Origin of the sequence: Pseudomonas sp. HN11, assembly GCF_021390155.1 — a bacterium.
Lineage (GTDB): Bacteria > Pseudomonadota > Gammaproteobacteria > Pseudomonadales > Pseudomonadaceae > Aquipseudomonas.
The window spans coordinates 4,472,514-4,485,726 of the sequence record NZ_CP089985.1 but is presented as its reverse complement, the minus strand read 5'-3'; the positions used below and the strand labels follow the sequence as shown (position 1 = coordinate 4,485,726).

Annotated in this window: 12 protein-coding genes; all 12 read left to right on the top strand. The window is 61.4% G+C overall.

All coding sequences use genetic code 11. The features are described 5' to 3' along the window. Positions 1 to 62 precede the first annotated feature (62 nt). The 12 genes from flhA (at position 63) to LVW35_RS20315 (ending at position 13,193) form a co-directional block, all read left to right on the top strand. Positions 63 to 2,177, top strand: a complete 2,115-nt coding sequence (gene flhA, locus LVW35_RS20370) for a flagellar biosynthesis protein FlhA (protein ID WP_442799692.1) — start codon at positions 63 to 65, stop codon at positions 2,175 to 2,177. Between the two features lie 12 nt (positions 2,178 to 2,189). Beyond that, on the top strand, positions 2,190 to 3,506 hold the full coding sequence (gene flhF / locus LVW35_RS20365; RefSeq protein ID WP_233891773.1) for a flagellar biosynthesis protein FlhF: 1,317 nt from the start codon (positions 2,190 to 2,192) through the stop codon (positions 3,504 to 3,506). Positions 3,507 to 3,612: 106 nt separating this feature from the next. Then, positions 3,613 to 4,446 carry a flagellar synthesis regulator FleN gene (gene fleN, locus LVW35_RS20360; RefSeq protein WP_003192912.1) on the top strand — a complete coding sequence of 278 codons (834 nt, stop codon included), beginning with the start codon at positions 3,613 to 3,615 and terminating at the stop codon, positions 4,444 to 4,446. Then, the gene (fliA, locus tag LVW35_RS20355) at positions 4,443 to 5,183 is read left to right on the top strand and encodes an RNA polymerase sigma factor FliA (RefSeq protein ID WP_016976604.1); all 741 of its coding nucleotides are present in this window, start codon (positions 4,443 to 4,445) and stop codon (positions 5,181 to 5,183) included. Before fleN ends, fliA begins: the two co-directional genes overlap by 4 nt. Positions 5,184 to 5,351: 168 nt before the next feature. Next, positions 5,352 to 5,726, top strand: coding sequence for a chemotaxis response regulator CheY (locus LVW35_RS20350; protein WP_015885173.1), 375 nt, complete (start codon positions 5,352 to 5,354; stop codon positions 5,724 to 5,726). 18 nt (positions 5,727 to 5,744) lie between these two features. After that, positions 5,745 to 6,533, top strand: coding sequence for a protein phosphatase CheZ (locus LVW35_RS20345; protein WP_033900779.1), 789 nt, complete (start codon positions 5,745 to 5,747; stop codon positions 6,531 to 6,533). Between the two features lie 11 nt (positions 6,534 to 6,544). After that, the gene (locus LVW35_RS20340; protein WP_233891772.1) at positions 6,545 to 8,749 is read left to right on the top strand and encodes a chemotaxis protein CheA; all 2,205 of its coding nucleotides are present in this window, start codon (positions 6,545 to 6,547) and stop codon (positions 8,747 to 8,749) included. Between the two features lie 48 nt (positions 8,750 to 8,797). Beyond that, the gene (locus tag LVW35_RS20335) at positions 8,798 to 9,928 is read left to right on the top strand and encodes a protein-glutamate methylesterase/protein-glutamine glutaminase (RefSeq protein ID WP_233891771.1); all 1,131 of its coding nucleotides are present in this window, start codon (positions 8,798 to 8,800) and stop codon (positions 9,926 to 9,928) included. Continuing rightward, entirely contained in the window at positions 9,928 to 10,668 is a 741-nt protein-coding gene (locus tag LVW35_RS20330) for a flagellar motor protein (RefSeq protein WP_033900785.1), read from the top strand. The genes LVW35_RS20335 and LVW35_RS20330 overlap by 1 nt, the downstream gene beginning before the upstream one ends. A gap of 15 nt (positions 10,669 to 10,683) precedes the next feature. Then, positions 10,684 to 11,571 (top strand): flagellar motor protein MotD, encoded by an 888-nt coding sequence (gene motD / locus LVW35_RS20325; RefSeq protein WP_233891770.1) that lies wholly within the window; start codon positions 10,684 to 10,686, stop codon positions 11,569 to 11,571. Between the two features lie 51 nt (positions 11,572 to 11,622). Further along, on the top strand, positions 11,623 to 12,411 hold the full coding sequence (locus LVW35_RS20320) for a ParA family protein (protein WP_233891769.1): 789 nt from the start codon (positions 11,623 to 11,625) through the stop codon (positions 12,409 to 12,411). Beyond that, on the top strand, positions 12,411 to 13,193 hold the full coding sequence (locus tag LVW35_RS20315; protein ID WP_233891768.1) for a CheW domain-containing protein: 783 nt from the start codon (positions 12,411 to 12,413) through the stop codon (positions 13,191 to 13,193). Before LVW35_RS20320 ends, LVW35_RS20315 begins: the two co-directional genes overlap by 1 nt. Positions 13,194 to 13,213 lie beyond the last annotated feature (20 nt).

Here is a 13,213-nt window from a genome sequence, read left to right as displayed (position 1 = left end):
CGCCCAACCGCGTCAAAACTTTGCTTCAAAGGACACGAGGAATACTGGTGGATCGCTCTCAAATGCTCGGCACGGCGCGCAGCACCCTGACTGACCTCTCGCGGGGCAATCTGGGTGTGCCGTTGTTGTTGCTGGTAATGCTGGCAATGATGATGTTGCCGATGCCACCGTTCCTGCTCGACGTGTTCTTTACTTTCAACATTGCCCTGTCCGTCGTGGTGCTGCTGGTCTGCGTGTATGCCCTGCGGCCGCTGGATTTCGCGGTATTCCCGACGATTCTGCTGGTGGCAACCCTGCTGCGGCTGGCGCTGAACGTAGCGTCCACCCGCGTGGTCATGCTCCACGGCCAGGACGGCCACGCCGCCGCCGGTAAGGTGATCCAGGCCTTCGGTGAGGTGGTGATCGGCGGTAACTACGTGGTCGGTATCGTGGTGTTCGCGATCCTGATGATCATCAACTTCGTGGTGGTGACCAAGGGCGCCGGGCGGATTTCCGAGGTGAGCGCGCGGTTTACCCTCGACGCCATGCCCGGCAAACAGATGGCCATCGACGCCGACCTCAACGCCGGCCTGATCGACCAGAACCAAGCCAAGTCGCGCCGCCTGGAAGTGGCCCAGGAAGCCGAGTTTTACGGTTCCATGGACGGTGCCAGCAAATTCGTGCGCGGTGATGCCATCGCCGGCCTGCTGATTCTGTTCATCAACCTGATCGGCGGCATGGCCGTGGGTATCTTCCAGCACGGCATGACCTTTGGCGATGCGGGCAAGGTGTACGCGTTGCTGACCATCGGTGACGGTTTAGTGGCGCAATTGCCATCACTGTTGTTATCAACAGCGGCGGCCATCATGGTGACCCGTGCTTCGGGCTCCGAAGACATGGGCAAGCAGATCAGCCGGCAGATGTTCGCTTCGCCCAAGGCCCTGGCCGTGGCGGCGGGCATCATGGCGATCATGGGTATCGTGCCGGGCATGCCGCACGTGTCATTCCTGAGCATGGCGGCCCTGGCTGGCGGCGCTGCGTACCTGTTCTGGAAGAAGCAGAACCAGATCAAAGTCATCGCCCAGCAAGAGATCGCCCGCCAGCAGGAACTGCTGCCATCCCCGGCCCGCGCCCAGGAAACCAAGGAGCTTGGCTGGGATGACGTGACCCCGATCGACATGATTGGTCTGGAAGTGGGCTACCGCCTCATCCCATTGGTGGACCGCAACCAGGGCGGCCAATTGCTCGCGCGGATCAAGGGCGTGCGCAAGAAACTGTCCCAGGACCTGGGCTTCCTGATGCCCACCGTGCATATCCGCGACAACCTCGACCTGGCGCCGAGTGCCTACCGCCTGACCCTGATGGGCGTGATCCTGGCCGAGGCCGAGATCTACCCGGACCGCGAACTGGCGATCAACCCCGGGCAGGTGTTTGGCAGCCTCAACGGCATTACCGCCAAAGATCCGGCTTTTGGCCTGGACGCGGTGTGGATCGAAATCAGCCAGCGCAGCCAGGCGCAATCCCTGGGTTACACCGTGGTGGACGCCAGCACCGTGGTTGCGACTCACCTCAACCAGATCCTGTACAAGCACTCCCACGAGCTGATCGGCCACGAGGAAGTCCAGCAATTGATGGGTTTGCTGGGCAAAGCCTCGCCAAAACTCGCCGAAGAACTGGTGCCAGGCATTCTGTCGCTGTCGCAGTTGCTCAAGGTATTGCAGGCGTTGCTGGCCGAACAGGTGCCGGTGCGCGACATTCGCAGCATTGCCGAGGCTATCGCCAACAATGCCGCCAAGAGTCAAGATACTGCCGCGCTGGTGGCCTCGGTGCGCGTCGGATTGTCGCGTGCAATCGTGCAAAGCATTGTAGGGCTTGACTCCGAGCTGCCTGTGATCACCTTGGAACCAAGGTTGGAACAAATATTGCTCAATAGTATTCAGAAGGCAGGACAAGGCCAGGAAGAGGGGGTTCTGCTGGAGCCAAGCATGGCTGAGAAGCTGCAGCGTTCGTTGATCGACGCCGCGCAACGCCAGGAAATGCAGGGCCAACCGGTGATCCTGCTGGTGGCAGGCCCGGTCCGGGCGATGTTGTCGCGGTTTGGGCGCCTGGCAGTACCGAATTTGCACGTTTTGGCTTATCAGGAAATTCCTGACAACAAGCAAGTGACTATCGTCGCGACAGTAGGGCCCAACGGCTGAGGGTAGTGGGTTATGCAAGTGAAGCGTTTTTTCGCCGCCGATATGCGTCAGGCCATGAAACTGGTTCGTGATGAGCTGGGCGCCGACGCCGCGATTATCGGCAACCGTCGTATTGCCGGCGGTGTCGAGCTGACGGCTGCCCTGGATTACACCCCCCAGGCCCTGGCGCCGCGTGTGCCGAACATGGAACTCGAAGACGAGCTGCGCAAGACCGCTTCGCGCATCGTATCGGCCCAGGCTGAACTGAGCATGCGTGGCGACAGCGATGCCACCACCAATCGCCAATTGTTTGCCGGCCTGCCGCTGACCGCTGCGGAGCCGCTGGTGGAACCGACGTTCAAAGAACCGCCGCGTCCTGCTGCGCCAGCCCCGGCGCCTGCGGTTGACCAGCGTGTGTTCGATTCGATGCGCTTTGAACTCAACGGCCTGCGTGAACTGCTGGAAGTGCAGTTGGGCTCGCTGGCGTGGAACCAGTTGCAAGGCAGCAAGCCGCAACAGGCCAACCTGTGGCGTCGCCTGCAGCGCATCGGCCTGTCCGGCCCGTTGTCCCGCGACCTGCTGGCCCTGACCACCGAAATCGAAGAGCCTCGCCAGGCCTGGCGCATGTTGCTGGCCCACTTGGCGCGGATGATCGTCACGCCGGAAATCGAACCCCTGGAAGAGGGCGGTGTGATCGCCATGGTCGGCCCTGCCGGCATGGGTAAAACCACCACCCTGGCCAAGCTGGCCGCGCGCTACGTGCTCAAGTACGGCGCTTCGAGTATCGCGCTGGTGAGCATGGACAGCTACCGTATCGGTGCCCAGGAACAGCTCAAGACCCTGGGCCGGATCCTCAATGTGTCGGTGACCCATGTCGACCCGGGCCAGTCCCTGGCCAACGCCCTCGACCCGCTGCTGCGCAAACGCGTGGTATTGATCGATACTGCCGGCCTGCAAGCCAGCGATCCGGCGTTGCGCATGCAGCTGGAAAGCCTCGCCGGGCGTGGCATCAAGTCGAAAAATTACCTGGTGCTTGCAACCACCAGCCAGAAACAGGTTCTTACCGCTGCGTATCACAGCTACAAACGCTGCGGCCTGGCCGGTTGCATCCTCACCAAGCTCGATGAAACCGCGAGCCTGGGCGAGGTGCTGAGCCTGGCCATCAGTCATGAATTGCCGGTCGCCTACCTGACCGACGGGCCGCGGATCCCGGATGATCTGCATCTGCCGCGCCGTCATCAGTTGGTCAGCCGTGCAGTCAGCGTGCAAATGCAAGACGAGCCTAGCGAGGAAGCGATGGCCGATATGTTCGCCGACCTGTACCACAACCCGGCGAAGCGGGTAGGTTGAGGGCGGCATGAACACCGTGAAATGTATCTACATCGATGGTCTGCAAGCGATTCACGCGGCCAAGCCATGTAGCCTGCGTCTAAGCAAGACAAGGTAAAGAAATAAAATGGGCAGCATGCATCCCGTACAGGTGATCGCGGTGACCGGCGGCAAAGGTGGCGTCGGGAAAACTAACGTGTCAGTGAATTTGTCCCTGGCCCTGGCAGAGCTTGGCCGTCGCGTCATGCTGCTGGATGCTGACCTGGGGCTGGCGAACGTCGACGTTCTGCTGGGGCTGACGCCCAAACATACACTTGCCGATGTGATCGAAGGCCGCTGTGAGCTGCGCGATGTGCTGCTGCAGGGCCCCGGTGGCATCCGCATCGTGCCGGCCGCCTCCGGCACCCAGAGCATGGTGCACCTGAGCCCGGCGCAGCATGCCGGCCTGATCCAGGCCTTCAGTGATATCGGCGACAACCTCGACGTGCTGGTGATCGACACCGCCGCCGGGATTGGCGAGTCCGTGGTCAGCTTCGTGCGCGCCGCGCAGGAAGTGTTGCTGGTGGTCTGCGATGAACCCACCTCGATCACCGACGCCTACGCCCTGATCAAACTGCTTAACCGTGATTACGGCATGAACCGCTTCCGCGTCCTGGCCAACATGGCCCAGAGCCCGCAGGAAGGGCGCAACCTGTTCGCCAAGTTGACCAAGGTCACGGATCGCTTCCTCGATGTCGCCTTACAATACGTCGGCGCAGTTCCCTACGACGAGTGTGTGCGCAAGGCTGTGCAAAAGCAGCGTGCAGTCTACGAAGCGTTCCCTCGTTCCAAATGCGCACTGGCGTTCAAGGCTATTGCCCAGAAGGTCGATACCTGGCCGTTGCCCGCCAACCCGCGGGGGCATCTGGAGTTTTTCGTCGAGCGATTGGTGCATCAGACGAGCGCAGGACCCGTGCTATGACAGCGACTGGCTACAACGCGTACAAGAAGTCTGCCCGTGACAGTCAGGGCGAGTTGATCGAGCGCTACGCGCCCTTGGTCAAGCGCATTGCCTATCACCTGCTGGCACGTCTGCCCGCCAGCGTCCAGGTCGAAGACTTGATCCAGGCGGGTATGATCGGCCTGCTCGAAGTGTCGACCAAATACGACGCGAGCAAGGGTGCGAGTTTCGAGACGTATGCGGGTATCCGCATACGTGGCGCAATGCTCGATGAGGTGCGTAAAGGTGACTGGGCGCCGCGCTCGGTGCATCGCAATACGCGCATGGTCAGTGACGCAATTCGCGCAATTGAAGCAAAAACCGGTCGCGACGCTAAAGATCACGAAGTTGCGGCCGAACTCCAATTGAGTCTCGACGATTACTACGGGATTTTGAACGATACCTTGGGCAGTCGCCTGTTCAGTTTCGACGACCTGCTGCAGGACGGCGAACACGAAGGGCTGCACGAGGACGGCGCGAGCGCTCATATGGAGCCATCGCGTGACCTGGAAGATGAGCGTTTCCAGGGGGCGTTGGCGGACGCGATTGCCAATTTGCCGGAGCGTGAGCGACTGGTGTTGGCGCTGTACTACGACGAAGAGCTGAACCTCAAGGAAATCGGTGAGGTCCTGGGGGTCAGCGAGTCGCGGGTCAGCCAGTTGCACAGCCAGTGCGCAGCCCGCTTGCGGGGGCGTTTGGGAGAGTGGCGAGCGCGCTGACAGGCAGTGTGGGGACACTGCAGACGAAACCGCGAGGGCAACCAGCCTTCGCGGGTTAGGCCCGTGGTGCCCCTGGCAGTCCTTTTTGTGTAATGCCTGTTGATTGAAATGGCGCGTCCAGGTGCTGGGCGCGTTTAAGACTGCTTGGAGGTCGAATTGGACAAGAACATGAAAATCCTCATCGTTGATGACTTCTCAACGATGCGGCGGATCATAAAAAACCTGTTGCGTGACCTTGGGTTCACTAACACGGTCGAGGCGGATGACGGCATTACGGCGATTCCGATCCTCAACAGCGGGAGCATCGACTTTCTGGTAACAGACTGGAACATGCCGGGCATGACCGGTATCGACTTGCTGCGCCACGTGCGCGCCGACGAAAAACTGCGCAGCCTGCCTGTGCTGATGGTAACCGCCGAAGCCAAGCGTGAGCAGATCATCGAAGCCGCCCAAGCGGGGGTCAACGGTTACGTGGTCAAACCATTCACTGCATTGGCCTTGAAAGAGAAGATCGAAAAAATCTTCGAACGCATCCACGGCTAATGCCATCGCGGGGGAGCTATGGAGCATAAAGAAACGTCACAGGGAGACTTTGAGTCGACCCTGAAAAAGCATGCTCACCAGTTGGTCGACAGCCTTGAAAAAGGCCAGTTCGGCGACGCGGTGCAGTTGATCCATGAGCTCAACCAGACCCGTGACCGCGGCCTGTATCAGGAAGTGGGCAAGCTCACACGCGAGCTGCACAGTGCGATCGTCAATTTCCAGATTGACCCACATATGCCCCAGGCCGAAGAAATTTCGCAAATCACCGACGCCACCGAACGCCTGTCCTATGTGGTCAGGCTGACTGAGGCGGCGGCCAACCGCACCATGGACCTGGTGGAAAACGCCACGCCCCTGGTCAACGGTATGGCCAACGAAGCCCAGGCCCTGAGCAACGACTGGGGGCGTTTCATGCGCCGCGAAGTGGGCGCTGAAGAGTTTCGTGAATTGGCGCGTCGGGTCGAAGGGTTCTTGTCACGCAGCGAGCAGGAAAACCGTACGGTTTCCAGCAACCTCAACGACATTCTGCTCGCCCAGGATTACCAGGACCTCACCGGCCAGGTGATCAAGCGTGTGACCCAGTTGGTCACCGAAGTGGAAAGCAACTTGCTCAAATTGGTGCTTATGGCAGGCCAGGTAGACCGTTTTGCCGGTATCGAACATGACCGCGAAGCGATCCTCTCGGAAAAAGATCCACAAAAACATCTCGCCAAGGGTGAAGGTCCGCAGATTCATGCCGATAAACGTGAAGACGTTGTATCGGGTCAAGATGATGTCGATGACCTGTTATCCAGTTTAGGCTTCTAAGGAGCACCCACATGAGCTTCGGCGCCGATGAAGAAATCCTTCAGGATTTCCTTGTAGAGGCCGGCGAAATTTTAGAGCAGTTGTCCGAGCAACTGGTCGAGCTGGAAAGCCGACCGGATGATGCGAACCTGCTCAATGCAATTTTTCGCGGTTTTCACACTGTAAAAGGGGGCGCCGGCTTCCTCCAGCTCCATGAGCTGGTGGAGTGCTGCCACATCGCCGAGAACGTGTTCGACATCCTGCGCAAGGGTGAGCGTCATGTTGATTCGGAATTGATGGACGTGATTCTCGAAGCACTGGATGCGGTCAATGGCATGTTCAGCGAAGTCCGCGAACGTGCCCCGATCACTGCCGCCACGCCGGAACTGCTGGCAGCCCTGGCGCGTTACGCAGAGCCTGCCGATTTGTCGGCGGCGCCGGTGGCTGAAGCTGCGCCGGAACCTGTGGCAGAGCCCGAAGCGGATGTAACCGACAGCGAGTTCGAACAACTGCTCAACTCCCTCAGTGCCGTGAAGGCCGAGGCCGAGGCACCTGCGGCGCCCGTCGCCGCGCCAACCAGCGAAGACATCACCGACGCTGAGTTCGAATCCCTGCTCGATCAATTGCACGGCAAAGGCCAGTTTGCGGCCGACGCCGTCGTGCCGACCGCTGCGCCAGTCGCGCCGGCAGCCAACGCCAACGCCAGTACCGACATTACCGACGACGAATTCGAAGCACTGCTCGACCAACTGCACGGCAAGGGCACCTTCGTGGCCGACGCGTTGCCGGAAGTCGCCGCCACGGCCGCAGCGCCTGCCGCCGCCAATGCAGCACCGGCTGGCGATGGTTTGATCTCCGATCACGAGTTCGAATCGTTGCTGGACGAATTGCACGGCAAGGGCAAGTTCAGCGAAGTGGCCCCGGCCGCAGCGGCTGCGACCGCAGCACCGGTTGCCGCCAAAGCCGCAGCGCCGGTACCGGCCGCCAAGCCTGCACCCGCTCCAGCTGCCGCCCCTGCGCCGGCGCGTGCCGCTGCAGCGCCGGTAGCCGAGAAACCGGCCAGTGAAGCCGAAACCACCGTGCGGGTTGATACCGCACGCCTGGACGACATCATGAACATGGTCGGCGAACTGGTATTGGTGCGTAACCGCCTGGTGCGCCTGGGCCTGAGCAGCGGCGATGAAGCCATGCAAAAGGCGGTGTCCAACCTTGACGTGGTGACTGCCGACCTGCAAACCGCTGTGATGAAAACGCGGATGCAGCCGATCAAGAAAGTCTTCGGCCGCTTCCCGCGCCTGGTTCGCGACTTGGCGCGCCAGTTGAAGAAAGAGATCAACCTGGAACTGGTGGGTGAAGAAACCGACCTCGACAAAAACCTTGTCGAGGCCCTGGCCGACCCGCTGGTCCACTTGGTGCGCAATGCCGTCGACCACGGCGTCGAAACCCCGGAAGAGCGCGAAGCCTCGGGCAAGTCCCGTGGCGGCAAGGTGATCCTGGCGGCGGAGCAAGAAGGCGACCACATCCTGCTGTCGATCACCGATGACGGCAAAGGCATGGACCCGACCATCCTGCGCAACATCGCGGTCAAGCGTGGTGTGATGGACAAGGACGCCGCCGACCGCCTGACCGACACCGAGTGCTACAACCTGATCTTCGCTCCGGGCTTCTCGACCAAGACCGAGATTTCCGACGTGTCCGGCCGTGGCGTCGGCATGGACGTGGTGAAGACCAAGATCAGCCAGCTCAACGGCTCGATCAACATCTACTCGACCAAGGGCCAAGGCTCGAAGATCGTCATCAAGGTGCCGTTGACCCTGGCGATCATGCCTACCCTGATGGTGATGCTGGGCAACCAGGCCTTCGCCTTCCCGCTGGTCAACGTCAACGAAATCTTCCACCTCGACCTGTCGCGCACCAACGTGGTGGACGGCCAGGAAGTGGTGATCGTGCGCGACAAGGCGTTGCCCCTGTTCTACCTCAAGCGCTGGCTGGTGGCATCGGCCAAGCATGAAGAGCAGCGCGAAGGCCATGTGGTGATTCTCTCTGTGGGCACCCAGCGTATCGGCTTTGTGGTCGATCAACTGGTGGGCCAGGAAGAAGTGGTCATCAAGCCTTTGGGCAAAATGCTGCAGGGAACCCCGGGCATGTCGGGCGCGACCATCACCGGTGACGGTCGGATCGCGCTGATTCTCGATGTCCCGAGCATGCTCAAGCGTTACGCCGCTCGGCGTATTTGATTCTGGTGGGGCAGGGCGGTCATGCCCGCCCCGCCTAACGGAGTGTTTATGGCAGTCAAGGTCCTGGTGGTGGATGATTCGGGTTTCTTCCGTCGCCGCGTCTCGGAAATTCTTTCCGCCGATCCAACGATCCAGGTGGTCGGTACGGCCACCAACGGCAAAGAGGCGATTGATCAAGCCATTGCGTTGAAACCGGACGTGATCACCATGGACTACGAGATGCCGATGATGGATGGCATCACGGCAGTTCGGCACATCATGCAACGCTGCCCGACCCCGGTGTTGATGTTCTCCTCGCTCACGCATGAAGGCGCCCGGGTCACCCTGGATGCGCTGGACGCTGGCGCGGTGGACTTCCTGCCGAAGAATTTCGAAGACATCTCGCGCAACCCCGAGAAGGTCAAGCAGATGCTGTGCGAGAAGGTGCACAGCATCTCGCGCAGTAACCGTCGCAGCCTGTTCAGCGCACCAGCGCCGACGCCTGCACCGGTTGCAGCGCCAGCTGCGCCAACTTCATCGTTTACTCGCCCAGCGCCTGCGCCGGTTGCACGGCCTGCCGTAGCGCCGGTTCGCGCGCCTGCACCGGCTGCCGGTCATTCGCCTGCGCCGAAGCGCAAGGCCTACAAGTTGGTCGCCATCGGCACGTCCACGGGCGGCCCAGTGGCCCTGCAACGTGTGTTGACCCAACTGCCGGCCAACTTCCCGGCACCGATCGTCCTGATCCAGCACATGCCTGCCGCGTTCACCAAGGCCTTCGCCGAGCGCCTGGACAAGCTGTGCCGCATCAGCGTCAAGGAGGCCGAAGATGGCGACATCTTGCGTCCTGGCCTGGCGCTGCTGGCGCCGGGCGGCAAGCAAATGATGGTGGATGGTCGTGGCGCGATCAAAATCCTGCCGGGTGATGAGCGCCTGAACTACAAGCCGTGCGTAGACATCACCTTCGGTTCGGCCGCCAAGTCCTACGGCGACAAAGTTCTGGCGGTGGTCCTCACCGGCATGGGCGCCGATGGCCGTGAAGGCGCGCGTCTGCTCAAGCAGGGCGGCAGCGCCATCTGGGCCCAGGACGAAGCCAGCTGTGTGATCTATGGCATGCCCATGGCCATCGTCAAGGCGGACCTGGCCGACGCCGTCTACAGCCTGGACGACATTGGCAAGCACCTGGTGGAGGCCTGCCTCTGATGGATGTCTTGAGCCTGATCGGCATCATCATGGCGTTTGTCGCGATCATCGGCGGCAACTACCTTGAAGGCGGTCACCTTGGCGCTTTAGCCAACGGCCCGGCGGCGCTGATCGTGATCGGCGGCACCGTGGGCGCGGCGTTGTTGCAGTCGCCCATGAGCTCGTTCAAGCGTGCCATGCAGATTCTGATATGGATCATTTTCCCGCCGCGCGTGGACTTGCCCGGTGGCATCGACCGCGTGGTCAACTGGAGCCTCACCGCGCGCAAGGAAGGCCTGCTGGGCCTGGAGGGCGTGGCCGATGCCGAGCCCGACAGCTACGCGCGCAAAGGCCTGCAATTGCTGGTGGATGGCGCCGAACCGGAAGCGATCCGCAGCATCCTGGAAGTGGATTTCTACACCCAGGAAAGCCGCGACATCAACGCCGCGAAAGTCTACGAAAGCATGGGCGGCTACGCGCCGACCATCGGCATCATCGGCGCGGTGATGGGCCTGATCCACGTGATGGGCAACCTGGCCGACCCTTCGCAACTGGGCAGCGGCATTGCCGTGGCATTCGTCGCCACTATCTATGGTGTGGCCAGTGCCAACCTGGTGCTGCTGCCGGTGGCCAGCAAACTCAAGTCGATCGCCATGCGCCAGTCGCGTTATCGCGAGATGCTGCTTGAAGGTATCCTGTCGATTGCCGAGGGTGAGAACCCGCGTTCCATCGAATTGAAGCTCCAGGGCTTCATGGATTGATGGGAGGTATGCATTGTGAGCCGTCGCCGTCGCGAGCCTGAAGAACACGTCAACCATGAGCGCTGGCTGGTGTCCTATGCGGACTTCATCACTTTGCTGTTCGCGTTTTTCGTGGTGATGTACTCCATCTCGTCGATCAACGAAGGCAAGTACAAAGTCATTTCCCAGGCGCTGATTGGCGTGTTCAACGACGCCGACCGCGCCCTCAAGCCTATTCCTATCGGTGAAGAGCGGCCCAAGACCGTGACGCCCGCCAAACCGCTGGTCAACGACAGCGATGAAACCGCCACTGGCGTCGGTGGCACCAGTGATCCGCTCAAAAGCATTGCCGATGACATCAGCGCGGCGTTTGGCGACCTGATCAGCTCCAACCAGATGACCGTGCGTGGCAACGAGTTGTGGGTGGAGATCGAACTCAATTCCAGCCTGCTGTTTGCCAGCGCCGATGCGATGCCCAGCGATCAGGCATTTACCATCATCGACAAGGTGGCGGCGATCCTCAAACCGTTCGAGAATCCCATCCATGTCGAAGGCTTCACCGACAACTTCCCGATCAGCACCGCGCAGTACCCGACCAACTGGGAACTGTCGTCGGCGCGTGCCGCGAGCATCGTGCGCATGCTCGCCATGCAGGGCGTGAACCCTGGGCGCCTGGCGTCGGTGGGGTATGGCGAGTTCCAGCCAGTGGCCAATAACGCCACGGTAGAGGGCCGCGCGAAGAACCGCCGTGTGGTGTTGGTGGTGTCGCGCAACCTGGATGTGCGCCGCAGCCTGACCGGCACCGGCACCGCCAATGCAACACCGGATGCAGCCTTGAAGCGGGCTGGCACACAAACTGCACCGGCCCTTGTAAAACCGCCGGTTCGACAGAGTGCCGTCAATTCTCCGTCGCCGGCTCAATAACCCTATGCAATGTCTCGGTCGCACCTGTGCCTGCCGGGAGGAACCAACCGAATGAGAGTCTGGGCAGTTGCCAATCAAAAAGGTGGAGTCGGCAAGACCACCACCTCCATCGCCTTAGCCGGCTTGCTGGCCGAGGCGGGCAAGCGCGTGGTCGTGGTTGACCTGGACCCTCACGGCTCCATGACCAGCTATTTCGGCTACGACCCGGACGCGCTGGAACACAGCAACTACGACCTGTTCCTGCACAAGGGCAGCGTGCCTGCCGATTTGCCGGGGCAATTGCTGCTACCCACCAGCAACGGGAGCATTTCCCTGCTGCCCTCCAGCACCGCCCTGGCCACCCTTGAGCGCCAGTCGCCGGGGCAGAGCGGCCTGGGCCTGGTGATCGCCAAGACCCTGGCGCAACTGTGGCAGGACTTCGACTACGCAATCATCGACAGCCCGCCGTTGCTGGGTGTGTTGATGGTCAACGCCTTGGCGGCCAGCCAGCAGTTGGTGATCCCGGTGCAGACCGAACACCTGGCGGTCAAGGGCTTGGAGCGCATGGTCAGCACCCTGGCGATGATCAACCGTTCACGCAAACAGGCGCTGCCGTACAGCATTGTGCCGACCTTGTTCGATCGCCGCACCCAGGCCTCTCTCGGCACCCTGCGCGTGTTGCGCGATGCGTACCCGGACACCATCTGGAACGGCTACATCCCGGTGGATACGCGCCTGCGTGACGCCAGCCGCGCCGGCCTCGCACCGTCGCAGTTCGATCCGAAAAGCCGTGGCGTACTGGCCTATCGCGCGCTGCTCAAGCACCTGCTGTCGCAGCAGCTTGTGGCGCAGGTGGCGTGATGAACCGTCCTGTCGAACTCAAGACCCGGCCGCAACTGGCACTGGAATCCTACCTGGATGCCCTGCTGCAAGATGCGACCGCCGAAGAACTGTCGGAACCGATCCTGGTACTGGAACCTGCTGTCGAACCAGAAGTTGCGCTGGACGAATTCCAGTTGGCAGTGCTGGAAGAGCAAGCCCGAGACGCGCAGGTCGTGGTGCCGATTACGCCGGTTGTAGCTGCCCCTGCCCCTGTCGTGGTCGAACCGGTGGTGGAAGTGCACCTGCCACCGAGCACCACGCCGCCGCCGGTGACCGGTGATGATCGCCCGAGCTGGGCTGCCGAACCGTTCGAGTGCCTGCTGTTCGACGTCGCCGGGTTGACCCTGGCAGTGCCGCTGGTGTGCCTTGGGTCGATTTATTCCCTGGAAGGCCAGGAGCTGACGCCGCTGTTCGGGCAACCGGAGTGGTTCCTCGGCATCCTGCCCAGTCAGGCAGGCAACCTCAAAGTCCTGGATACCGCACGGTGGGTCATGCCTGATCGCTACCGCGATGATTTCCGCCAGGGCCTGCAATACGTGATCTCGGTGCAGGGCTACGAGTGGGGGCTGGCGGTGCATCAAGTCAGCCGTTCGTTGCGCCTGGACCCGAACGAAATCAAATGGCGCAGCCACCGGGGCCAACGGCCTTGGCTGGCGGGCACCGTGATCGAACACATGTGCGCGTTGCTCGACGTCGCCGAACTGGCCGAGTTGATCGCCAGCGGCGCCGTCAAAACGATGCCGGTGACTAAACGCAGTTGATTGAACAATAAAGGCCCACG

Coding starts and splice junctions, on each gene's coding strand:
- flhA (WP_442799692.1), top strand. CDS start 63: ATGCTCGGCACGGCGCGCAGCACCCTGACTGACCTCTCGCGGGGCAAT.
- flhF (WP_233891773.1), top strand. CDS start 2,190: ATGCAAGTGAAGCGTTTTTTCGCCGCCGATATGCGTCAGGCCATGAAA.
- fleN (WP_003192912.1), top strand. CDS start 3,613: ATGGGCAGCATGCATCCCGTACAGGTGATCGCGGTGACCGGCGGCAAA.
- fliA (WP_016976604.1), top strand. CDS start 4,443: ATGACAGCGACTGGCTACAACGCGTACAAGAAGTCTGCCCGTGACAGT.
- LVW35_RS20350 (WP_015885173.1), top strand. CDS start 5,352: ATGAAAATCCTCATCGTTGATGACTTCTCAACGATGCGGCGGATCATA.
- LVW35_RS20345 (WP_033900779.1), top strand. CDS start 5,745: ATGGAGCATAAAGAAACGTCACAGGGAGACTTTGAGTCGACCCTGAAA.
- LVW35_RS20340 (WP_233891772.1), top strand. CDS start 6,545: ATGAGCTTCGGCGCCGATGAAGAAATCCTTCAGGATTTCCTTGTAGAG.
- LVW35_RS20335 (WP_233891771.1), top strand. CDS start 8,798: ATGGCAGTCAAGGTCCTGGTGGTGGATGATTCGGGTTTCTTCCGTCGC.
- LVW35_RS20330 (WP_033900785.1), top strand. CDS start 9,928: ATGGATGTCTTGAGCCTGATCGGCATCATCATGGCGTTTGTCGCGATC.
- LVW35_RS20320 (WP_233891769.1), top strand. CDS start 11,623: ATGAGAGTCTGGGCAGTTGCCAATCAAAAAGGTGGAGTCGGCAAGACC.
- LVW35_RS20315 (WP_233891768.1), top strand. CDS start 12,411: ATGAACCGTCCTGTCGAACTCAAGACCCGGCCGCAACTGGCACTGGAA.